The sequence below is a fragment of the Bacillus sp. CFBP9009 genome (assembly GCF_036541465.1).
Classification (GTDB): Bacteria; Bacillota; Bacilli; order Bacillales; family DSM-1321; genus Peribacillus.
In genome coordinates, this window is sequence record NZ_JAZHFU010000001.1 from 803,794 (window position 1) to 826,896 (window position 23,103).

Annotated in this window: 22 protein-coding genes, 1 other RNA gene and 1 other annotated feature; of the genes, 17 read left to right on the forward strand and 6 right to left on the reverse strand. The window is 44.2% G+C overall.

The features are described from left to right. The first annotated feature begins 124 nt into the window (after window positions 1-124). Genes ruvA through yajC form a run of 6 tightly spaced genes read left to right on the forward strand, consistent with a single transcriptional unit; the run spans window position 125 to window position 4,522 of the window. Window positions 125-739: a Holliday junction branch migration protein RuvA gene (gene ruvA, locus V3595_RS04130; protein WP_137020417.1), complete on the forward strand. Its 615-nt coding sequence runs from the start codon at window positions 125-127 to the stop codon at window positions 737-739. Between the two features lie 11 nt (window positions 740-750). Then, window positions 751-1,749, forward strand: coding sequence for a Holliday junction branch migration DNA helicase RuvB (ruvB, locus tag V3595_RS04135; RefSeq protein ID WP_034308811.1), 999 nt, complete (start codon window positions 751-753; stop codon window positions 1,747-1,749). Next, window positions 1,746-1,952: a DUF2905 domain-containing protein gene (locus V3595_RS04140; RefSeq protein WP_034308809.1), complete on the forward strand. Its 207-nt coding sequence runs from the start codon at window positions 1,746-1,748 to the stop codon at window positions 1,950-1,952. The genes ruvB and V3595_RS04140 overlap by 4 nt, the downstream gene beginning before the upstream one ends. 38 nt (window positions 1,953-1,990) lie before the next feature. Next, complete coding sequence (queA, locus tag V3595_RS04145) at window positions 1,991-3,019, forward strand: tRNA preQ1(34) S-adenosylmethionine ribosyltransferase-isomerase QueA (protein WP_485905499.1); 1,029 nt, start codon at window positions 1,991-1,993, stop codon at window positions 3,017-3,019. Between the two features lie 30 nt (window positions 3,020-3,049). Further along, the gene (tgt, locus tag V3595_RS04150) at window positions 3,050-4,195 is read left to right on the forward strand and encodes a tRNA guanosine(34) transglycosylase Tgt (RefSeq protein ID WP_179086014.1); all 1,146 of its coding nucleotides are present in this window, start codon (window positions 3,050-3,052) and stop codon (window positions 4,193-4,195) included. Window positions 4,196-4,237: 42 nt separating this feature from the next. Further along, window positions 4,238-4,522 (forward strand): preprotein translocase subunit YajC, encoded by a 285-nt coding sequence (gene yajC / locus V3595_RS04155; RefSeq protein WP_485905500.1) that lies wholly within the window; start codon window positions 4,238-4,240, stop codon window positions 4,520-4,522. A 45-nt stretch (window positions 4,523-4,567) separates the two neighbouring features. On the opposite strand, the gene V3595_RS04160 is transcribed toward yajC, so the two are convergent. After that, window positions 4,568-4,939, reverse strand: a complete 372-nt coding sequence (locus V3595_RS04160) for a TIGR04086 family membrane protein (protein ID WP_170971607.1) — start codon at window positions 4,937-4,939, stop codon at window positions 4,568-4,570. Window positions 4,940-5,108: 169 nt separating this feature from the next. Here V3595_RS04160 and V3595_RS04165 point away from each other — a divergent pair, with 169 nt between their 5' ends. Further along, window positions 5,109-5,789, forward strand: a complete 681-nt coding sequence (locus V3595_RS04165) for a DUF421 domain-containing protein (protein ID WP_485905501.1) — start codon at window positions 5,109-5,111, stop codon at window positions 5,787-5,789. A 29-nt stretch (window positions 5,790-5,818) separates the two neighbouring features. On the opposite strand, the gene spoVB is transcribed toward V3595_RS04165, so the two are convergent. Further along, window positions 5,819-7,381 carry a stage V sporulation protein B gene (gene spoVB, locus V3595_RS04170; RefSeq protein WP_485905502.1) on the reverse strand — a complete coding sequence of 521 codons (1,563 nt, stop codon included), beginning with the start codon at window positions 7,379-7,381 and terminating at the stop codon, window positions 5,819-5,821. Between the two features lie 171 nt (window positions 7,382-7,552). On the opposite strand from spoVB, the gene V3595_RS04175 reads away from it, so the two are divergent. The 6 genes from V3595_RS04175 (at window position 7,553) to dtd (ending at window position 16,317) form a co-directional block, all read left to right on the forward strand. Beyond that, on the forward strand, window positions 7,553-7,858 hold the full coding sequence (locus V3595_RS04175; protein ID WP_137020410.1) for a post-transcriptional regulator: 306 nt from the start codon (window positions 7,553-7,555) through the stop codon (window positions 7,856-7,858). Window positions 7,859-8,054: 196 nt separating this feature from the next. Then, window positions 8,055-10,316: a protein translocase subunit SecDF gene (gene secDF, locus V3595_RS04180; protein WP_485905503.1), complete on the forward strand. Its 2,262-nt coding sequence runs from the start codon at window positions 8,055-8,057 to the stop codon at window positions 10,314-10,316. Between the two features lie 146 nt (window positions 10,317-10,462). Further along, window positions 10,463-12,838: a single-stranded-DNA-specific exonuclease RecJ gene (gene recJ, locus V3595_RS04185; RefSeq protein ID WP_485905504.1), complete on the forward strand. Its 2,376-nt coding sequence runs from the start codon at window positions 10,463-10,465 to the stop codon at window positions 12,836-12,838. Further along, complete coding sequence (locus V3595_RS04190) at window positions 12,829-13,341, forward strand: adenine phosphoribosyltransferase (protein ID WP_318565158.1); 513 nt, start codon at window positions 12,829-12,831, stop codon at window positions 13,339-13,341. The genes recJ and V3595_RS04190 overlap by 10 nt, the downstream gene beginning before the upstream one ends. A gap of 318 nt (window positions 13,342-13,659) precedes the next feature. Next, window positions 13,660-15,858 carry a RelA/SpoT family protein gene (locus V3595_RS04195; protein ID WP_485905505.1) on the forward strand — a complete coding sequence of 733 codons (2,199 nt, stop codon included), beginning with the start codon at window positions 13,660-13,662 and terminating at the stop codon, window positions 15,856-15,858. Between the two features lie 15 nt (window positions 15,859-15,873). Next, entirely contained in the window at window positions 15,874-16,317 is a 444-nt protein-coding gene (dtd, locus tag V3595_RS04200) for a D-aminoacyl-tRNA deacylase (protein WP_485905506.1), read from the forward strand. A gap of 63 nt (window positions 16,318-16,380) precedes the next feature. Here the strand turns inward: dtd and V3595_RS04205 are convergent, their stop codons facing one another. Next, on the reverse strand, window positions 16,381-18,150 hold the full coding sequence (locus V3595_RS04205) for an N-acetylmuramoyl-L-alanine amidase family protein (protein WP_485905507.1): 1,770 nt from the start codon (window positions 18,148-18,150) through the stop codon (window positions 16,381-16,383). A gap of 128 nt (window positions 18,151-18,278) precedes the next feature. Between V3595_RS04205 and V3595_RS04210 the strand changes: the two genes are divergently transcribed. From V3595_RS04210 to ssrS, 4 genes are all read left to right on the forward strand, one after another. Further along, on the forward strand, window positions 18,279-18,452 hold the full coding sequence (locus V3595_RS04210) for a hypothetical protein (RefSeq protein WP_239858543.1): 174 nt from the start codon (window positions 18,279-18,281) through the stop codon (window positions 18,450-18,452). Window positions 18,453-18,530: 78 nt separating this feature from the next. After that, window positions 18,531-18,767, forward strand: a binding site (T-box leader). 97 nt (window positions 18,768-18,864) lie between these two features. Beyond that, window positions 18,865-20,136, forward strand: coding sequence for a histidine--tRNA ligase (gene hisS / locus V3595_RS04215; RefSeq protein ID WP_485905508.1), 1,272 nt, complete (start codon window positions 18,865-18,867; stop codon window positions 20,134-20,136). 12 nt (window positions 20,137-20,148) lie between these two features. After that, on the forward strand, window positions 20,149-21,918 hold the full coding sequence (gene aspS / locus V3595_RS04220; RefSeq protein WP_485905509.1) for an aspartate--tRNA ligase: 1,770 nt from the start codon (window positions 20,149-20,151) through the stop codon (window positions 21,916-21,918). A gap of 86 nt (window positions 21,919-22,004) precedes the next feature. After that, window positions 22,005-22,190: non-coding RNA, 6S RNA (ssrS, locus tag V3595_RS04225), on the forward strand. A 22-nt stretch (window positions 22,191-22,212) separates the two neighbouring features. Here ssrS and V3595_RS04230 read toward each other — a convergent pair. The 3 genes from V3595_RS04230 to V3595_RS04240 all read right to left on the reverse strand — a co-directional run bounded on the left by V3595_RS04230 (window position 22,213) and on the right by V3595_RS04240 (window position 23,084). After that, complete coding sequence (locus tag V3595_RS04230; RefSeq protein WP_485905510.1) at window positions 22,213-22,527, reverse strand: hypothetical protein; 315 nt, start codon at window positions 22,525-22,527, stop codon at window positions 22,213-22,215. Continuing rightward, window positions 22,524-22,712, reverse strand: a complete 189-nt coding sequence (locus V3595_RS04235; protein WP_485905511.1) for a hypothetical protein — start codon at window positions 22,710-22,712, stop codon at window positions 22,524-22,526. Before V3595_RS04235 ends, V3595_RS04230 begins: the two co-directional genes overlap by 4 nt. A 78-nt stretch (window positions 22,713-22,790) precedes the next feature. Next, on the reverse strand, window positions 22,791-23,084 hold the full coding sequence (locus tag V3595_RS04240) for a hypothetical protein (protein WP_485905512.1): 294 nt from the start codon (window positions 23,082-23,084) through the stop codon (window positions 22,791-22,793). Window positions 23,085-23,103: the final 19 nt, after the last annotated feature.

Genomic DNA, 23,103 nt, shown 5'->3' on the forward strand with positions numbered 1-23,103 from the left:
TGGATGATAGTGACACCGAAAGTCAATGTGAAAAGACTTTGCCGAATATGAAATAACTTTTAATGAACACCACCCCTTTTTATGATAAAATGAGAGGTACAGCAAAATCAGGGAGAGAATTAATTTGTATGATTATATAAAAGGCAAGGTCGATTATATTGGGCCTGAATACATAGTTGTGGAAAATGGGGGGATCGGATATCAAGTGATGACGCCGAATCCTTTTATTTTTTCCGCTCAATACCAAAAAGAAATTCAAGTTTTCTTGTATCATTATGTTCGTGAGGATATGGCTGCATTATACGGATTCCAGACTCGTCAAGAAAAGGCGTTATTCACAAAATTATTGAATGTAACCGGAATCGGGCCGAAGGGTGCTCTAGCCATATTGGCATCTGGCCAGGTTGATCAGGTGGTGCAGGCGATCGAAAATGAAGATGAATCGTTTTTGGTGAAATTCCCGGGAGTCGGAAAGAAAACGGCACGGCAAATGATCCTCGATTTAAAAGGGAAACTTGAAAATATTATTCCGGATGCGTTTCCAAGCTTGTTTAACGAAGGCGTCACGGCTGCACTCAGTCCAAATGGTTATACGGAGGAGTTGGATGAAGCCGTTCTTGCATTGAAGGCTCTTGGTTATTCTGAAAAGGAAGTCCAAAAGGTTGCCAAGAAATTGCAGGCTGAAGATATGACGACCGAGCAATATATTAAGAAAGCATTGCAAATGATGTTAAGATAAGGAGTGGCGCAATGGAGGAGAGAATATTCAATCAGGAAGCCGATTTGAACGAACTGTCCTTTGAACAAAGCTTGCGGCCGCAAAACTTAAAGCAATATATCGGACAGGATAAAGTGAAAGCGAATTTAAGTGTATACATCGAAGCGGCAAGGATGCGTGAAGAAACGCTCGATCATGTACTTTTATATGGACCGCCTGGCCTTGGAAAGACGACGCTTGCCGTCATCATCGCCAATGAAATGGGTGTGAATATCCGCACGACTTCCGGTCCCGCCATTGAGAGGCCGGGAGATCTGGCGGCCATTTTGAGTGCACTTGAACCGGGTGATGTATTGTTCATTGATGAGATTCACCGTCTTCCCCGTGTCGTCGAAGAAGTGCTATACCCGGCTATGGAGGACTTCTGTCTGGATATTGTAGTCGGCAAGGGACCGGAAGCCCGTTCGATCAGGATCGACTTGCCGCCGTTTACCCTCGTAGGGGCCACGACACGTGCAGGCTCACTGTCTGCACCGCTCAGGGACCGTTTTGGCGTTTTGAGCCGTCTTGAATATTATACGGAAAACCATTTGACTGATATCATCATTCGTACGGCAAGAATCATGGATACGGAAATGGATGATCAAGCAGCGGCAGAGCTTGCAAGAAGATCAAGGGGCACACCGAGGATTGCCAATCGGCTTTTACGGAGGGTCAGGGATTTCGCCCAGGTACGCGGTGATGGTACGATAACGGCCGAGCTTGCCGATTATGCGCTTGAATTAATGCAGGTCGACCGTTTAGGACTCGATCATATTGACCATAAATTACTTAAAGGGATCATTGAAAAATTCCGTGGCGGGCCCGTGGGTCTGGAAACGATTGCTGCAACGATTGGCGAAGAGGCACATACGATTGAAGATGTGTATGAACCATATCTGTTACAAGTCGGTTTTCTTCAGCGTACCCCAAGAGGCCGGATGGCAACACAGCTTGTTTATGAGCATTTCGGAATGGAGATGCCTGAATGATGAATATACCAAAGATGGTTATGATTCTCGGTGTGATTATATTCGTGATTGGTTTTGCGATGAAATATATTCATCTCGGCAGGCTGCCGGGAGATATTTTTCTGAAAAAGGGGAATACGACGTTTTACTTTCCCATCGTTACATCAATCATCGTCAGTGTTGTATTGTCCGCGATTTTTTATTTGATCGGCCGTTTTAAATAATGATTACAGCTTGATAGACACGTAAGGAAGTGGAACAGATGAAATTGGATATGTTTGATTTTCATTTACCGGAGGAACTAATTGCCCAAGTTCCTTTGGAGGATAGGGAAGCAAGTAGATTGATGGTGCTGGACAAAGAAACCGGCAAGCTTCAGCATGATGTATTCAGCCATATCACGGAATATATCAAACCGGGAGATTGCCTTGTGTTGAATGATACGAAGGTGCTTCCGGCCCGGCTATACGGCAGTAAAGAAGGAACGGGTGCAAAAATCGAAGTCTTGCTGCTTAAGCAAGAGCATGATGATGTATGGGAAACGCTTGTGAAGCCGGCCAAACGGATTAAAGAAGGCTCGACAATCGTTTTTGGCGATGGTAAGCTGAGTGCCGTCTGTACAGGTGTACTCGAGCATGGCGGCCGAATCCTTGAATTTAAATATGACGGCATATTTTATGAAATACTGGAGAAGCTTGGCGAAATGCCGTTACCTCCATACATCAAGGAACAACTCGACGACCAGGACCGCTATCAAACGGTATATGCGCGTGAACGGGGATCTGCAGCCGCACCTACCGCTGGCCTGCATTTTACGGAGGATTTGCTTGAGAAACTTAAAGGGATGGGTGTCCACATCGCCTTCATCACGCTGCATGTTGGGCTTGGTACATTCCGTCCGGTAAGTGTCGACAATATTGACAGCCACGAAATGCATTCGGAATTTTATCAAATGACGGAAGGCACAGCCAGATTACTGAATGATGTGAAAGAAAAAGGCGGGAAAATCATTACGGTCGGCACTACATCCACAAGGACATTGGAAACGATTGCGTCCCGCAATGATGGGGTTTTCAAGGAAGAGAATGGCTGGACGAGCATCTTCATTTATCCTGGTTATGAGTTCAAAGGGATCGATGCGATGATAACGAACTTCCATTTGCCCAAATCGACTTTAATCATGCTTATTTCTGCACTTGCAGGCAGGGAGCATGTCCTTCATGCCTATGAAACGGCTGTGGAAGAAAAATACAGATTCTTTAGTTTTGGAGATGCAATGTTAATTAAGTAATATAAGAGTGAGAAGCTCTTGAAGGGAGTTATTGCGTTGACTGCAATACGATATGAGTTAATCAAAACATGTAAACAGACAGGGGCACGGCTAGGCCGGGTCCATACGCCGCACGGTTCTTTTGAAACGCCGGCATTTATGCCGGTTGGAACGATGGCTACTGTCAAAACGATGTCCCCGGAAGATTTGAAACAAATGGGGGCAGGCATCATCCTGAGCAATACGTACCACCTATGGCTGCGTCCGGGGCATGAAATCATCAAGGAAGCTGGCGGATTGCATAAGTTCATGAACTGGGATCGGGCGATTTTGACCGACTCAGGCGGCTTTCAAGTCTTCAGTTTGAGCGAGTTCCGCAAAATTGAAGAAGAGGGTGTGCATTTCAGGAACCATCTGAATGGCGATAAATTATTTTTATCTCCGGAAAAAGCAATGGAAATACAAAATGCGCTTGGCTCCGATATTATGATGGCATTTGATGAATGTCCGCCATTTCCGGCGACTGAAGAGTATATGAAGAAGTCGGTTGAACGGACATCGCGCTGGGCGGAACGCTGTTTGAATGCACATGAGCGGCCAAATGACCAAGGGCTGTTCGGAATCGTTCAAGGCGGGGAGTTTGAAAATCTTCGCAAACAAAGTGCAAAAGACCTTGTCTCCCTTGACTTCCCGGGTTATGCTATTGGAGGACTATCCGTAGGGGAACCGAAGGATATCATGAACCGCGTTCTTGAGTTTACAAGTCCGCTGCTGCCAACTGACAAACCGCGTTACCTTATGGGGGTCGGTTCACCGGACTCATTGATCGATGGTGCACTCCGCGGTATCGATATGTTTGACTGTGTACTGCCGACGCGAATTGCGCGTAATGGTACGCTCATGACGAGCAATGGGCGGCTGGTTGTGAAAAATGCGAAGTATGCACGCGATTTCGGTCCAATCGATGAAAATTGCGATTGCCATGTTTGCAAGAATTATAGCCGGGCATATATCCGCCATTTGATTAAATGTGAAGAAACCTTTGGGATTCGTCTTACGACTTACCATAATCTTCATTTTCTGTTAAACTTGATGGAACAGGTCAGACAAGCTATTCGAGAAGATCGTCTTGGAGACTTTAGGGAAGAGTTTTTTGAGCAGTATGGTTTCAATGAACCAAATGCGAGAAACTTCTAATTCCATAAATATTTTAATGAACGAAAGGAGTGAATATACAAAATGGGTTCTTTAACACAAATACTTCCGTTGATTTTAATGTTCGTATTGTTCTATTTCTTATTGATCCGCCCGCAGCAAAAACGCCAAAAGGCTACGCGAAACATGCAAAGCAGCTTGAAAAAAGGTGATAAGGTTGCGACTATCGGCGGCATGCACGGAACAATCGATGCAATCGATGAACTGCAAATCGTCATTAAATCATCAGACGGTACAAAACTAACTTTTGACCGTGCTGCAATCCGTGAAATTACGGAAAGCGCACCGAATAAAGAAGCATCTCTATAAAACAAACGAAAACCGGGCCATGTGCCCGGTTTTTTGCTGTGTTTTTTAATCGGAGCGGGAGTCGGAACTCATGTTGACCCCAAGAACGCCACCCATCATGGCAGTAATCACAAAACAGCCATAGTATATCCATTGCTTGATGGTGAAAAGTGCATCGTGACCTAAATATTGAAAAAGGAACACGACCAACAGATAAAGCAGCCCAGTGCTTCCGCCCAAGAATAGTCCTTGCTTTTTCCCTTTGCCTCCTGATATGAATCCACCAATGAACAGCGATAAAAAGGACACGATCATGATCACGTATGTCAGGGATGATTCCGTCAGTGAAGTGAAACGAAGAAGGATGGAAACGATTAAACTAGCAATCATCGCTATGGCAAAGATGGAGCCTACGCCATAAATTACGGCGACACTCATTTTTTTAGTTTCGATGGGTATTCCTCCTTTTTAAAAGGCTGATACGTATAGCCTGTTTATGTGTTTGTACAAGCATATTCCCGATATCGAACCTTTAGACCAGGTTTAAGAAGCTTCCCGTAAAATTAGAAAAGATTATGGAGTAATTTTTCAGTTCCCAAGCCATGCTATGGATGAAGGAAGTGTTGTTGAAGTGGATATCTATCTAGGGATTATTTTTCGAACGACCGTAATCTATCTAGTCATCTGGTTCCTTTTTCGAATGATGGGTAAGCGGGAAGTTGGGGAACTGAGCGTTCTTGATTTAGTGGTATCCATCATGATAGGGGACATTGCTGTGCTATCCTTTGAAGATTTGGAAAAACCGTTTATCCGACAGACTATCCCAATGTTTGTCCTCGCGATCCTCCAAATTACATTGGCATTTGCCTCATTGAAAAGTGTCAAATTTCGCTATTTCATGGACGGTAAGCCACAGATCATCATTAATCAGGGGAAAATAGATGAAAAAGCGATGCGCAGACAACGATATAATTTTGATGACTTATTGACCCAACTTCGTGAACAAGGAATCATTGATATAAACGAAGTTCAATTTGCCATCCTTGAAACTTCAGGAAGGCTCTCAGTGATTAAAAAAAGCATCGAAGAAGGGTTGGAAAGTCAGGTGCCATTCCCGTTAATTGTCGACGGAGAGATACAGGAAGAAAATCTTGATAAAATTGGAAAAAACCATTTTTGGCTTCTGAATCAGTTAAAAGAACATGGAGAAACGAAGGTTAAAGAGATTTCAATTTGCGGGTACATAGATGGCCAATTTTACATCGACAAAAATGAAACGAAGAAATGAACCGAAGCCTTTGAATGCTTCGGTTCATTTTATTTCCAAGCGAATTTTGATAAAAAGCCGCCCACTACAGGAATCCTGATCAGATCCGCCTTTTTAATGCTGCCGGTCATGAGCAGGAAAAATGTGAATAGCAGGATAACGACCGTCACGGAAAGCAAAAGCCGTATGCCAAGAGGCTGTGAGGAGAGCGGGAATTGATAAAGATAATAACCGCCCCATCCGGAAATTAAAGCAAGGACCAAAGCTGACATATAGCTGCGAAAATGAAGCGTGAAAGGGACGACCTTCAGCACGGTTGAAAAATGCAGGAAGGTAACGAGCATCGTACCGACGGCTATCCCGATTGCGGCTCCCATGATCCCGAAACTTTCCTTTGACGCCAGCAGCCAGATCACACCGATTTTAAGGATGTTCCCAGCCAGGCTGTTGAACATTGCGGCCTTTGCAAGATCCAGTGCTTGCAGCATGGATTGCAGCGGATATTGAAAGTAATAAAGGATGAAAAAAGGTGCCAGGAATTTAATGAAAACAGCAGCATGCGAAGAGCCATACATGACTTGTAAAATCGGTTCGGCAAAGATGAACAGAATGACGATAGCTAAACAGCCTGTAATAAAGGTGATTTTCAGGGCCTGCTGAAGCCTGTGTTCAACGAGTGAAAAGTTTCCGGTCGTACGGGCTTCACTCACTGCCGGGACAAGTGCCGTCGCCAATGACGACGTAACGAAGGAAGGAAGCATGAGTAAAGGCAGGGCGTACCCTGTAAGCTCCCCATATTGACTGGTCGCTGCGGCCGCGGTGACTCCGGCGAGTGCCAAACTCTGGGCGACCACTATCGGTTCGAAAAACCACGAAACCGATCCAATCATCCTGCTTCCGGTGGAAGGAAGGGCAATTCCCATCAATTCGGTGAACGTTCCTTTTCCGGATTTGACATTCTTGAAAAAGCCCTTTCTGAACTTAAAATGTTTCTTTAATTTAAAGCTGGTCAATAAGTAGATGAGAGATACAAGCTCACCGATAATCGATGCGAACATCGCCCCGGCTGCAGCATATTCGATTCCATATGGCAAAAAGGCCTTCGTCAGAACGGCTATGAAAGTGATTCGGGCCACCTGTTCGATAACTTGTGAGAATGCGAAGGGCTTCATATTTTGCTTGCCTTGGAAATAACCGCGCAGTACGGAAGATATGGCGATGATCGGTACGATAGGGGCAATCGCCATGAGCGGCCATACCGTCCGTTCGTCAGTGAATAGGTATTCTGAGAGAGCCGGCGCGAAAAGCAGCATCGCAGGAGTGAAAATCATCGATAGAGTAAAGGTGCAAGCCAAAGAGACGACTAGGATTTTCTTGATTTTCCGTTCATCACCTCTGGCATTGGCCTCAGCCACGTATTTCGAAATGGCGATTGGCAGGCCTAACTGGGTTATGTTCACGACGAGAAAGAGGGTCGGTAAAGCCATCATATATAAACCAACGCCTTCTTCGCCGATGAAGCGGGCGATGACAATGCGGTTAATGAAACCAAGAACCCTTGTAATCAGGCTTGCGATTAATAAAATCAGCGTCCCTTTTAAAAATTTGGACATTGAACTCCCTCCCTGCCTTCTCAAAAAAGCGGTTATGCTATACAATTATCTATATGCTTGTACTTGGACAAAGCATGACAAAAGTGTTTGTTTGCGTTCTAACAAATGATAAGAAACCCTTCTAAGAAAATGCGCATTCATTTGAGAATCATTTTTACTGGAGGCAAAGTGATGGCAAAAAAGAATCATCCCTATCAAAGGTATTATCTAAAGGTGCGTCCATTCTTGAAGAGCAAGCGTGAGGAATTCCAAATGGTCGGATTGAATGCCGTAACAGAGGAAGACATATGGGGAACCTTAACCAAAAATAAATGGAAGCGTCCGCAGGAAAACATTCACATACATGAACTTGTCGCAGATATCGTGACATTTTCGAGCAATCAGTTCATGACCTTCCAAATGGTCGAAGCTTATAAATCACCAAACCTATTTGAGCCGCTTTCTGAAGAGGAACTGAAGGAACTTTTGAAAGAATGACGCAAAGATATACTTAAATTGACAGCTGTTTGTATTTGACTCATAATAGATATGGTTATGCTTTTTTTTGGAAAAGTATGGAAAGCTGTGTCTTTTTTCTTAAGAAGCAAAGGGAATGCAGTTATCATATAAACAAAAAATGACAGTTTTTTTAACTTCAGGAACAGGCGTATTATAGAAAGGGGCCTACTACATAATGGTAAAAAGAAGCAGGATCGTTGCGTTTTTTCTAATCGTACTTTTGATTTTCGCAGCGATGGGGACGACTTCAAAAGGAATCCTAAAGGATATCAAGCTGGGTCTTGATCTTCAAGGCGGTTTTGAAGTGTTATATGAAGTAAAACCGCTGTCTGGGGAGAAGATCACCCCGGATGTTTTACGGGCTACAGTAAGCTCGCTTGAGCGGCGTGTCAATGTTTTGGGTGTTAGCGAGCCTAACATTCAAATCGAAGGGAAAGACCGGATCCGCGTTCAATTGGCTGGGGTCAAAGACCAAAACAACGCTCGGGAAATCCTCTCGACACAAGCTAAATTATCCTTCCGTGACTACAACGATAAGGAAATGATGACCGGGGCCGACCTGAAAGAAGGCGGCGCGAAACAAACGTTCCAAGATAATCAACCGGTTGTTGAAGTCACATTGAAAGATGTGGATAAATTTAAGGACATCACTCAAAAAATATCCGCGATGGAAAGTCCTACTAATGTACTTGCAATCTGGCTGGATTTTGAGGAAGGAAAAGATTCCATCAAAGATACTTCTTCACAAGACAATATGATTTCAGCTCCAGCTGTCAGTGAAGTTTTTAATACGAAGAAGGTGTATATTACCGGTCAATTCACGGTGGAAGAAGCGAAAGAGCTTGCAGCCCTTCTGAATGCAGGTGCCCTGCCTGTGGATTTAACAGAAAAGTACTCCACTTCTGTAGGTGCCCAATTTGGTGCAGGTGCACTGAATGATACCATTTTTGCAGGAATCATCGGAATTGCACTTGTTTTTATCTTCATGCTTGTGTATTACCGCTTCCCGGGATTCATTGCAGTCGTTACTTTAAGCATATACATTTTCTTGACTCTATTAGTGTTTGATTGGATGAATGCGGTCCTTACGCTGCCTGGTATTGCGGCATTGGTACTCGGGGTCGGGATGGCTGTCGATGCCAATATCATAACCTATGAGCGAATCAGGGATGAATTGAAACTTGGTAGATCCGTTAAGGCGGCTTATAAAGAAGGTACTAAGAATTCACTTGCTACAATCACGGATGCCAACTTAACGACCCTGCTGGCTGCGGCCGTACTGTTCTATTATGGAACAAGCTCGGTTAAAGGGTTTGCCACCACTTTGATCATTTCGATTTTAATGAGTTTCATTACAGCCGTTTATGGTACACGCCTCTTCATGAGCCTGTGGGTGAATAGCGGGTTCCTCGACAAACGTACAGGATGGTTTGGCGTGAAGAAGAAGCACATTCACGATTTATCCGAGAAAATGGATTTAATGTCATTGCCAACACGCTTTGATAAAATCGATTTCGTCAAACATCGGAAAGTTTTTTATGGCATTTCAATCGGTGTCACCATTATCGGGATCATATTCCTGCTCGTCTTTAGATTGAATCTCGGGATTGATTTCACGAGCGGCACCCGAATTGAGATTGCATCCAAAGACGTCTTGACGACACAGCAAGTCAAAACCGAAATGGAAAAGGTCGGTATCGACGAAGAGGATATCAAGGATGTCAGGCTCGCTGGACAAGACAATAAAAATGCTGTCGTTCGGACTGTCGGTGTCCTCGATAAACAGGAAATCGCTGAATTGAAGGACCATTTCAAGAAGGATTACGGAGCAGAACCGAATGTCAGCACCGTATCACCGACTGTAGGGAAAGAGCTTGCGAAAAATGCCATGTTTGCGTTAGCGATTGCATCAATCGGAATCATATTGTATGTATCGATACGATTTGAATGGCGAATGGCTGTACCTGCCGTTGTCGCGCTTATACATGATGCATTCTTCATCATCACGATTTTTAGCTTACTCCGGCTCGAAGTGGATATCACCTTCATTGCTGCGGTTCTGACGATAGTCGGTTATTCGATCAATGATACGATCGTAACATTTGACCGTATTCGTGAAAACCTACGCTTCAGCCGTAAAATCAAAACCGTCGAAGAGCTTGAGAACATTGTGAACATCAGTATCAGGCAAACTTTGACGAGATCCATTAACACGGTTATGACCGTTCTCATTACGGTCATCGCATTGATGATCTTCGGTAGTGAAGCTATTCGAAACTTCTCCATTGCCTTGTTTATCGGTTTGATATGCGGCGTGTATTCATCGCTATTGATCGCTTCCCAATTCTGGCTTGATTTAAAAATCAGGGAATTGAAGAAGAAAGGTCCGCTGAATACCGCAAAAGAAAAGAAACAAAGTCTTGAAGGACAAGTTTAATAGGTGAGAGGGGGCTGGCATGATGCCAGCCTTCTTTTTGTTAAACTAAGTTTATTGGATAGGGAATTACAGCCATTTATGAGTTTAAAATAAAATTGAAACTGGTATATTCGTTTTGTATAATGAGTAGGTTGAGGGGTGAATAAATGTTAAAGCCAAAAACACGGTGGAACTTGCAATCTGCCGATGAAAACAAAGTTGCTGTACTAGCTGAAGAGCTTCATATCACACCTTTGGTTGCAGCCCTGCTTGTGAATCGAGGCCTGGATACAATTGAAAGTGCCCGATCGTTTTTATTTGTAAAAAATCAAACTTTTCATGATCCATTTTTATTGAAGGATATGGATAAAGCAGTATATAGAATAAGAGAAGCCATTCAAAATGGGGAAAAAATACGTATCTTCGGTGATTATGATGCGGATGGCGTGACATCGACCACAGTGATGATGACGGCGCTGATGAAATTGGGGGCCAATGTTGATTTTTATATCCCGAATCGGTTTACAGAGGGATATGGTCCGAATCCGATGGCGTTCCGCCTTGCAGCTGAGCAAGGGGTGAAGGTATTAATAACCGTCGATACCGGAATTTCTGCAATCGATGAAGCGAAACTTGCCGGCGAGCTTGGCATGGATTATATATTGACCGACCACCACGAACCGGGGCCGGAACTGCCTGAGGCATTGGCAATCATCCATCCTAAACTTGATGACAGTTCCTATCCATTTAAAGACCTTGCCGGAGTAGGGGTCGCATTTAAGCTTGCACACGCCTTGCTTGGGGAATTGCCTGAGGATCTGCTTGAAATAGCGGCAATCGGCACGATAGCGGATTTAATGCCTTTGCAAGGGGAAAACCGCCTCATTGCTGCGAAAGGCATCGAGCAGTTACGTTTGACTCGCCGCCCGGGACTTGTTGCGTTAATGAAAGTGGCGAATGTTCAGCAGGAAGCATTGAATGAAGAATCAATCGGCTTTGCGATGGCACCGAGGATCAATGCTGTCGGGCGCCTTGGAGATGCCGATCCCGCTGTCGATTTATTAATGTCCGCAAGCCTGGAAGAAGCCGTGGAACTTGCGAATGAAATCAATGATATCAATAAAGAGCGGCAGGAAATGGTTGCAGCAATGGCGGCGGAAGCGATTGCTGAGGTAGAGGAAAACTTCCCGCCGGAGTCCAATGGCGTGCTCATCATCGGAAGGGAAGGCTGGAACGCAGGAGTCGTGGGGATTGTGGCCTCAAAACTTGTTGAACGCTTTTACCGGCCCACGATTGTATTGAGCTATGACCGGGAAAAGGGATACGCGAAAGGTTCTGCTCGGAGCATCGCGGGTTTCGATCTTTTTCAAAGTCTTTCCGCCTGCCGTGAACTGCTGCCTCATTTCGGTGGACATCCGATGGCTGCTGGAATGACATTGAAAATTGAAGATGTCCAGGAGCTCAGGGACCGTATGAATTTGATTGCGAAGGAACAACTGAACGAAGAGGACTTTACACCGATTACAAACTTGGACGGGGCTACGACTTTAGCTGAAGTTTCCATTCAAACGATTCAGGAAATGAGCTTGCTGGCGCCATTTGGGGTAACGAATCCCAAGCCGAAGATATTGATAGATTCCGTACAGCTTTCAAGTGTCCGCAAAATAGGTGCCAACCAAAATCACTTGAAGGTCCAGCTGGAAGATGGTGAAAATCACAAACTTGACGGTGTGGGCTTCGGTCTTGGTCATTTTGTCGATGAAATAGCTCCGCACGCTGAGGTCTCGGTTATTGGTGAGCTTTCCATCAATGAGTGGAATAATATGAAAAAGCCCCAGATCTTTGTCCAGGATGTCTCGGTAAACCATTGGCAGTTATTCGACTACCGCGGCAAGGGACAGGCAGAGAAGTGGCTTGCCGACATTCCTGCACAAAACCGGAAGATCGTCATTTTCTCGGAAGATATTTATAGCAGATATCCATTTTTACAAAATCATCCGGATCTCGTTATTATCAAGAATCAACTGAATGCAGAGCAGCTCGACTGCTTCGAAGGTCATTTGGTATTTATGGACATGCCGCCGTCAAGGGAATATTTGAAACGAGTGATTGCCGATAAACACCCTTCGCGTATCTACGCTCACTTTTCCCATGAACAGGACCATTTCCTAAGTACGATGCCAACAAGAGATCATTTTAAATGGTTTTATGCCTTCCTTGCCAAAAAGGGGCCGCTCGATGTGAAAAGATATGGTGATGACCTAGCCAAGTATCGCGGCTGGTCAAGAGATACGGTGGATTTCATTTCTAAGGTGTTTTTTGAGCTTGATTTTGTTACAATAGAGAATGGGTTAATTATGCTCACAACCAATGCGAAAAAACGCGATCTCAGTGAATCTGAATCGTATACAAGAAAGAAAGAGCAATTTGAGCTTGAACAAGAGCTTGTTTATTCTTCCTATCAGCAATTATTCGATTGGTTCAATCATTATTTAGTTCATGAGGCAACAGACCTTGAGGAGGAAACAAAGCAATGGATTTAAAGCAATATGTAACAATTGTGCAAGACTGGCCAAAATCGGGTATTGTCTTCAAAGATATTACAACATTAATGGATAACGGTGCAGCTTATAAATACGCAACAGACCAAATCGTCGAGTACGCTCGCGATAAGAATATCGACTTGGTGGTCGGGCCGGAAGCGCGCGGATTCATTATCGGATGTCCAGTCGCATACTCATTGGAAGTGGGCTTTGCGCCAGTGAGAAAAGAAGGAAAACTTCCACGTGAAACGATAAAAGTCGAATATGGATTAGAATATGGCAAGGATGTATTGACAATCCATAAAGATGCCATTAAACCGGGACAGCGTGTACTGATTACGGACGATTTACTTGCTACCGGGGGAACAATCGAAGCGACGATCAAATTGGTTGAACAGCTTGGCGGAATTGTAGCCGGGATTGCATTCCTTATTGAATTGACTGACTTGGATGGTAAAGATAAATTAGACGGCTATGATGTCTTGACATTAATGAGCTTTTAATAAAGAAGAGCACTCTGACCAGGGTGCTCTTTCTGTTTTTACCTGTTTTTTCTGGGATTTTGTCGAATTTCCAGTGAAAAAATGTAGTATTCTTTATAAAATACTCGTTTAACTCTTTACATCCTTGCCTTTTTTTTCGATAATAGTAATAATAAAGAGTTTTTCTGCTAATAAGTTTATTTGCACTTTTATCCGTTTAAGCGGATTTATTTTTTTTCGCAAAAATTGTCACGTTTTGCAGAATAAAGGGAAGTGCTACCAATCATACTCAATCCGGATCATATCCGGTGGCAGTTAAAGTGGGGTTAAGGTGATTAAATGGCTAATGATCAAATATTGACTGCCGAGCAGGTTGTAGAACGGGCCAGCTTATATCTTCAGCCGGAAGAAGCTGAATTTATTCATAGAGCGTTTAAATATGCAGAGTATGCTCACCGAGAACAATTCCGTAAATCGGGAGAGCCGTATATTATTCATCCGATTCAAGTGGCGGGCATTCTGGCTGAACTTGAAATGGACCCTGCAACCATTGCGGCAGGTTTTTTACATGATGTTGTTGAAGACACGGAGATCACTCTGAAGGATATTGAAGAAAATTTCAGTCCTGAAGTCGCCATGCTTGTGGATGGCGTCACAAAGTTAGGGAAAATCAAGTATAAATCACAGCAGGAGCAACAGGCGGAAAACCATCGGAAAATGTTTGTGGCGATGGCCCAGGATATACGGGTCATCTTGATCAAGCTTGCGGACAGACTTCATAATATGCGGACATTGAAGCATCTGCCGCAGGAAAAGCAGAGAAGGATATCGAACGAGACGTTGGAAATTTTCGCACCGCTTGCTCATCGTCTTGGTATCAGTACAATTAAATGGGAACTTGAAGATACTGCACTAAGGTATTTGAATCCTCAGCAGTATTACCGAATCGTCAACCTGATGAAGAAAAAGCGTGCAGAACGTGAAAAGTATCTGGAAGAAGTCATTGATGAAGTGCGTAAAAACGTTGAGGAAGTCAATATTAAGGCTGACCTTTCCGGCAGACCGAAACATATATACAGCATTTATCGTAAAATGGCTTTGCAGAATAAGCAGTTCAGCGAAATTTATGATTTGCTTGCCGTTCGTATCGTCGTCAATAGCATAAAGGATTGCTATGCCGTTTTAGGGATCATCCATACATGCTGGAAACCGATGCCAGGCCGATTCAAAGATTATATTGCGATGCCCAAGCCGAATATGTATCAATCGCTCCATACGACGGTGATCGGACCGAAAGGCGACCCGCTTGAAGTGCAGATCCGTACTTCCGATATGCATCGCATTGCCGAGTTCGGGGTTGCCGCGCATTGGGCTTATAAAGAAGGAAAAGATGTCGGCGAACAGCCTTCACTGGAAGAAAAATTGACATGGTTCCGGGAAATCCTTGAATTCCAGGATGATGCGACTAATGCAGAAGAATTCATGGAATCCCTTAAAATAGATCTTTTTTCTGATATGGTATTCATTTTTACACCAAAAGGCGATGTCATCGAACTGCCATCAGGATCCAACCCGATAGATTTCGCTTACCGGATTCACTCGGAAATCGGAAACAAAACGATTGGTGCCAAAGTGAATGGGAAAATGGTGCCGCTGGATTATAAACTGAAAACTGGCGACATCATAGAAATCTTAACTTCTAAGCATTCATATGGTCCAAGTCAAGATTGGCTTAAACTAACGCAAACATCTCAGGCGAAAAACAAGATCCGCCAATTTTTCAAGAAGCAGCGCCGGGAAGAAAATATCGAAAAAGGCAAAGAGCTTGTTGAAAAGGAAATCAAGGATATGGAGTTCGACCTGAAGGAAATCCTGACGGCCGATAATATCAGGCGTGTTGCAGATAAATTCAACTTCCTGAATGAAGAAGATATGTATGCAGCAGTCGGATATAATGGAATCACTGCCCTTCAGGTAGCTAACCGCCTTACCGAAAAATGGCGTAAGCAGAAAATGGTCGAGCAAGAAGCGGATATTTCTGAAGCGGTTGCCGACCTGAAAACCTTCTCCAATACATCGAAAAAACGTGACTCAGGTGTACAGGTACCGGGGATTGATAACCTGCTTATCCGTTTATCGCGCTGTTGCAACCCAGTTCCAGGGGACGAAATCGTTGGTTATATAACCAAAGGCCGTGGAGTTTCAGTTCACAGACAGGACTGCCCGAACTTGGATAGCGGGGATGCCGACCATCGCCTTGTACCGGTTGAATGGGAAAGTACGATTAATGAACGCAAGGAATACATCGTTGAAATTGAAATCAGCGGCTATGACCGTCGCGGCTTATTAAACGAAGTGCTGCAAGCCGTCAATGAAACCAAGACCAACATTTCGGCGGTCTCAGGTAAATCCGACAGGAATAAGGTGGCGACCATTCACATGTCGATCTATATCCATAACATTGCCCATTTACAAAAGGTCGTCGACCGTATCAAACAAATTTCAGATGTTTATTCCGTTAGAAGGATCATGAACTAAGGAGTTTTTATTGCCATGCGTGTTGTTTTACAACGTTCCAAAGCGGCAAAAGTCGTTGTCGCAGACCAAATCATCGGGCAAATCGACAGCGGGCTCGTCCTGTTGGTTGGTGTCACCCATGGGGATACCATCGATGACGCCGCCTATTTGGCCGATAAGATTGTAAATCTCAGAATATTTGAAGATGAATATGAAAAGATGAACCATTCACTCTTGGATGTGGGAGGTTCGATTTTATCAGTTTCACAATTCACCTTATACGGCGATAGCCGCAAAGGCCGTCGACCGAACTTCATGGACGCCGCCCGTCCTGAAGAGGCGAATGAAATATATGAAGCATTTAACGAAGAACTCCGTAAGAAAGGCGTCCATACGGAAACCGGTCAATTTGGTGCCATGATGGATGTTCAGCTTACTAATGACGGTCCCGTTACACTAATACTTGAAAGCAAAAAATAACCTGCTGCGGCAGGTTTTTTTGTAGAAAAGCCAGCTTCGATGCGAAGCTGGCTTTTCTAATTCTTATTTAAAATACCGCGCCAATCCATTATAGATGGCAGATGTGATTTTTTCTTGATACTCATTCGATGTTAACGTCAATTCTTCCACTGGATTGCTTAAATAACCTAGTTCAATAAGTGTAGCTACCCGTTTATTTTCGCGGGTAACATGAAAATTCCCGTAACGTGATCCGCGATTGGGCACCTGCATGGTTGAACCGAGTGAATTGGCCAGAGTAGCCGCCAATGCACGCTGGTAGTCATGATAGTAGTATGTGGTTATCCCGCTGGTGATCTGGTCCTTGGTGCTATCATAATGAAGGCTGATGAAAGCATCCGCGTTATGTATATGAGAAGTGCTGACCCGGGAAGGGAGTGGAACATAGGTATTTCCGCTTCTGGTCAGGATCACTTTAGCTCCTGCCGCCTGAAGTTTGTCCCGCAGCAGCTCTGCCGTACGAATCGTCAGGTTTTTCTCAAGTGTTCCACCGACGCCTATTGTACCGCTATCCCTGCCGCCATGGCCGGGATCGATCACAATGGTTTTATCCTTTAAGTACTTTTCAACGCTAGGTCGTTGGATCTGCTCGGAATTCCCTTCGATCGTCACGATCCATCCGGCCACATAAGCCGTTTTTCCGCTCTTCAGTTTAATGGAATACCAGTCGCCTTCCATACCTGATGCGGAGAACGTTTCACCTGCATTGGCCTGCTCGACAATCTTCGAGTTGCCATCAGGCTCGCTTCTAAGGATCGTACCATCATGAATGATGGTAATCTTGTTTCCTTTTACATCAACCTTTTTTTCCTTCACCGTTTGTTCAACATTCTCTTTTTCCAAATACCAACTCACGACCCAGCCCTTTTTCGAACCGGAGAGCTTGATCTGTGTCATATTTCCCTTTGTTTGCAGCACGGCGTACGTCTCATCCTTGTTCACCGAACCGATGACCTTGCTTGAGAGAGAGGCTTCTTTCCTGACATTTAAACCCGCAGCGGTCACCCTTGCAGTGGCGCCTGCCGGATCATTTTTCATGTCTTCTTTACCTTCGCTTACCTGTATGTAAGTTTCAGCTACCCAACCGCGGACTCCTTGGAAATCTATTTCAGCCCATTCATTTTCAACCCTGTAAACGGTCACTGCCGTATTTTTATTCAGCTTTCCTAGCGAAGCACTGCTTGTCGATGGTTCCGAACGGACATTGAGCCGGTCCACCAAAGTTACTCCGGTTTTTACGGATTGATTCGTTTCTTTTTCCTTAGTTGAATCTTTCTTCGCTGCATTTCCTGATGCGGCGGGGAGATTAAGGTAGTCAGAAGAGACCCACCCTTCGATATCCGCCGTTTTGATTTTTATCCAATTTTCATTTTTTTCAATGATGTCAACAGCTGTACCTTTACTCAAGGACCCAACCGTTTGAAATGTAGTGCCTGGACCTGTACGGACGCGGACCGAGCTGCCTGATATCACACCTTGTCCGGATTCCTTTTTGACCTGATCGGTATCAGACCCCGTTTGTCTCTCCACTAGCCAATTGGCAACCCAACCCGTTTTGCCGGCGCCAATCCGGATTTCGATCCAGTCGCCATCTTCATTCAGGATGGGATACGATTCCCCTTTTGCCAGTTTTTTTACGATAGGGAAACTGAGACCTGCACCTTCACGGACATTGACCACTTGGGTCGTCACGATATTTTCCCCTTCATCTTTTCCAAAAGCGTGATTGACGGGGAAAATCACTGAGAATATCAGCATAAGTGCCAGGCCGAATAAACCTGATTTCTTCTTCATAAGTTGTCTCTCCCTTTTATGTCTATATGTATGTATTCTCGTTCAATGAAAATTTCCCTCTTTCCCTGTGCAAAAAACATTTTTTTTAGGAAAGAATAGAGCTTATATAACTCTAGGAGGGAAACCACATGAAATTCAGCGAAAAAGATCAAACGAGCTTAAGCGGAGGGAATCAAGTATTGGGTGTCGATTTTCACGATTTCATCCAAAAGGAACAAAGCGCAAACCTTGTTGAGATGGCATCTGAATTCGGAGTCAATGTCCGGACAATCAAAAATCTGAAAAAACGTTTGAACCAATAAAATGCGACAAAATCCTCAGTCTGCCTTGACATTTGATGTTAACGTCCGTATGATTATAAAATATCAGACTTATTACTGCAATAACCAATGATGGAGAAGAGTAATTAAGAAACACATGAAAAGAGAGGAAATGCCGAGGCTGAAAGCATTCCACATGATGACTTAATGAAAGAACCCTCCGTAGGCTTCACTCCGAACGGATTCACTTAATAGGAGATGAACGTAAAACAGGCGTTAACTGTTTTTGAGCGGGGGCACTTTTTTTGTGCTTCAACTAGGGTGGCACCACGGGATATCCAAACTCTCGTCCCTTGTAACATATAAGTTACAAGGGGCGGGAGTTTTTTGTTTGGAAAAAATCAGTATAGCGCCGTATCAGAAAGGGCGCCTTGCTTTAAAGGAGGAAACACAAATGTCTATTCAGATTCCTAGAGGTACCCAGGATTTATTGCCTGGCCAAACGGAAATTTGGCAGTATATCGAAAACACGGCGCGTGAGATCTGTCACCGTTATCAATATAAAGAAATCCGCACTCCGATTTTTGAGCACACGGAATTATTTTTACGTGGTGTAGGGGATACAACCGATATCGTCCAAAAAGAGATGTATTCATTTCAAGATCGCGGTGAAAGGAACTTAACCCTTCGTCCGGAAGGCACCGCGTCTGTTGTACGGTCTTATATCGAGAACAAAATGTTCGGGTGGGCCAATCAACCGGTCAAGCTTTATTATATCGGACCGATGTTCCGATACGAACGTCCGCAAGCAGGCCGATTCCGCCAGTTCGTTCAATTCGGCATCGAAGCTTTAGGAAGTAAGGATCCAGGAATCGATGCAGAGGTTCTGTCACTTGCGATGAACCTGTACAAGGAACTTGGTTTGAAAAAGCTGAAACTTGTGATCAACAGCCTTGGTGATAAGGAAAGCCGGACAGCGCATCGCAATGCGTTAATCAAACATTTCGAACCCCGCATCGGCGAGTTTTGCGGCGATTGTCAAAACCGTCTCGAAAAGAATCCTTTGCGTATCCTGGATTGCAAAAAGGATCACGGTCATGAATTGATGAACACGGCTCCATCCATCATTGAATATTTAAATGATGAATCCCGTATTTATTTTGAAAAGGTGAAACAGCATTTAACCGATTTGGAAATTGATTTCGTCGAAGATCCGACTCTAGTGCGCGGCTTGGATTACTATAATCATACCGCATTTGAAATTATGAGTGATGCAGAAGGCTTTGGCGCCATCACTACACTTTGCGGAGGCGGCCGTTATAACGGGCTAGCTGAAGAACTTGGCGGACCGGAAACACCCGGAATCGGCTTTGCACTTAGCATTGAACGCCTGATTGCAGCCCTCCAAGCAGAAAACATCGAGCTTCCGATCAAAAAGGGAATTGACTGCTATCTTGTTTCATTGGGTGAAACAGCCAAGGATTATACCGTCAAACTTGCCCATCAATTGCGGAATGCCGGTTTTACCGTCGAAAAAGACTATCAAGACCGTAAAGTGAAAGCACAATTCAAATCAGCCGACCGCCTCGAAGCAAGATATGTGGCGACACTCGGGGATGATGAATTGGCAAATAATAAAATCAATGTGAAGTTCATGGAAACCGGTGAACAAGTCCAGATGGATCTTGCTACATTCGTTGAACAATTCAAAAAGCTACAGGCTTAAGGGGGAAATACCATGTTTGGCAGAACATACTTCAATGGTGAAGTGACAGAAGCAGCTATTGGTGAAAAAGTAACATTAAAAGGATGGGTACAAAAACGCAGGGATTTGGGCGGTGTCATCTTTATCGACCTACGTGACAGAAGCGGAGTCGTCCAAGTCGTTTTCAATCCGGACATTTCGGCAGACGCGCTGGCTACAGCCGAAAAAATCCGTAATGAATACGTCCTTGATATCCAAGGGACAGTCATCAAACGTGATGAAGCCAACTTCAACCCGAACGTAACAACAGGGACCGTCGAAGTTCAAGCCGAAAACGTTACAATTTTAAACGAAGCAAAGACCCCTCCATTCATCATTGATGAAAGAACGGATGTATCAGAAGACATCCGCTTGAAATATCGTTATTTGGACCTCCGTCGTCCGGCGATGTTCGAAACGTTGAAAATGCGTAACCAAACAACAAAAGCGATCCGTGATTACTTGGACGGTGAAGGCTTCCTTGATATCGAAACACCTATCTTAACAAAAAGTACACCTGAAGGAGCACGTGACTATTTAGTGCCTAGCCGTGTGCACGAAGGGGAGTTTTATGCACTTCCGCAGTCACCGCAAATCTTCAAGCAGCTATTGATGGTATCAGGTTTCGAACGTTATTATCAAATTGCCCGCTGTTTCCGTGATGAAGACTTACGTGCTGACAGACAGCCTGAATTCACGCAAATCGATATCGAAACAAGCTTCATGAGCCAAGAAGATATCATCAGCACAGCAGAAAACATGATGGCCAAAGTGATGAAAGACGTAAAAGGACTGGACGTAACACTGCCATTCCCTAGAATGACCTACAATGAAGCGATGAGCCGTTACGGATCCGACAAACCGGATACACGCTTCGGAATGGAACTTAAAGATGTTTCCGAAATCGTCAAAGAAAGTGATTTCAAAGTGTTCACAGGTGCTGTTGCAAACGGCGGACAAGTTAAGGCGATCGTCGTTAAGGACGGAAATGCGGATTATTCCCGTAAAGACATTGATGGATTGGCTGAATTTGCAGCGATTTACGGTGCAAAAGGCCTTGCATGGCTGAAAGTTGAAGAAGACGGCGTAAAAGGGCCGATCGCCAAATTCTTCGCTGAAGATCAAGAGCAATTAGTATCTGTATTGGAAGCCGAAGTGGGCGATTTAATCTTATTCGTGGCGGATAAGAAAGGCATAGTCGCTGATGCACTTGGAGCACTACGCATCAAGCTTGGGAAAGAAAGAGGCTTGATCGATCAAAGCAAATTCAACTTCCTATGGGTGACCGACTGGCCATTACTTGAATATGACGAAGAAGAAGGACGCTACTATGCAGCACACCATCCATTCACAATGCCATTCCGTGAAGACATGGACAAATTGGAGTCAGACCCAGCAAGCGTCCGTGCCCAAGCATATGACCTTGTACTGAACGGCTACGAACTTGGCGGTGGATCACTGCGGATATTCGAACGGGACGTACAGGAAAAAATGTTCAAAGTACTTGGATTTTCCGAAGAAGAAGCAAACGCGCAGTTCGGCTTCCTAATGGATGCATTCGAATACGGAACGCCTCCACACGGCGGAATCGCCCTTGGACTGGATCGCATGGTCATGCTGCTCGCAGGCCGCACGAACCTTCGCGACACCATCGCGTTCCCGAAAACTGCAAGCGCAAGCGACCTGCTCGTTGACGCACCGAGTACTGTAAGTGACAAGCAATTGGCCGAACTTAACCTAAGACTTGCAGCACTTAAAAAATAATTCATTTGGGAAAAATATGAAAAAATACCTAGGTGTTTTTTCTTGAAACAGAGTTAAGCATTATGATATGATATTTCCAATAAGTAAGAGTCCTGATGTGTTCGTTCTTTAACCTATAAGTTTTGACCGAACACTTATAGTTACCGGGAGCACTAGTTTCCTGGCCGCGTAAAAGCCTCCCTCGAAGAGGACTTACAAACGCGAGGAACCGAGCACCCACCTGCGGAGAGCGGGTTCAAAACAAAGGCGTAAACGGCACAATTGGGACTCTTACACCTTACAAAGCAACTCATGTTAAATAACATGGGTTTTTTTGTGCGTTAAAATAGTGAAATTACGGGAGAATGGCGAGAATGCACGAGTAAATGGCGGAAATTGACGAGTAAATGGTGCAAACTCACGAGTAAATGGCGTAAATTCACGAGTAAAAGGCGAGAATGCACGAGTAAATGGCGAGAATTCACGAGTAAATAGCGCGAACTCACGAGTAAATGGTGAGAACTCACGAGTAAAAGGTGAGAATTCACGAGTAAAACGTGCAAACTCACGAGTAAAACGTAAATTCACGAGTAAATAGTGTGAATTCACGAGTAAAAGGTGCAAACTCACGAGTAAAACGTAAATTCACGAGTAAATAGTGTGAATTCACGAGTAAATGGCGCAAATTCACGAGTAAATGGCGAGAATTCACGAGTAAAACGTAAATTCACGAGTAAATAGTGAGAATTCACGAGTAAATAGCGCGAACCCACGAGTAAATAGCGGAAACTCACGAGTAAATGTCGGTAACTCACGAGTAAAACGTAAATTCACGAGTAAATGGTGTGAATTCACGAGTAAAAGGCGAGAATTCACGAGTAAATGTCGGAAACTCACGAGTAAAACGTAAATTCACGAGTAAATAGTGTGAATTGACGAGTAAATGGCGAGAATTCACGAGTAAATAGCGCGAATTCACGAGTAAAAGGTGCAAACTCACGAGTAAAACGTAAATTCACGAGTAAATAGTGTGAATTCACGAGTAAATGGCGCAAATTCACGAGTAAATGGTGCGAATTAACGAGTAAATAGCGGAAACTCACGAGTAAATGGTCAAAACCCACGAGTAAATGACGATAACTTCCGACTGAGCTACAAATCTCATGAATTAAACCGAGCAAACTCAAGGTAAACACCAGATTCAGT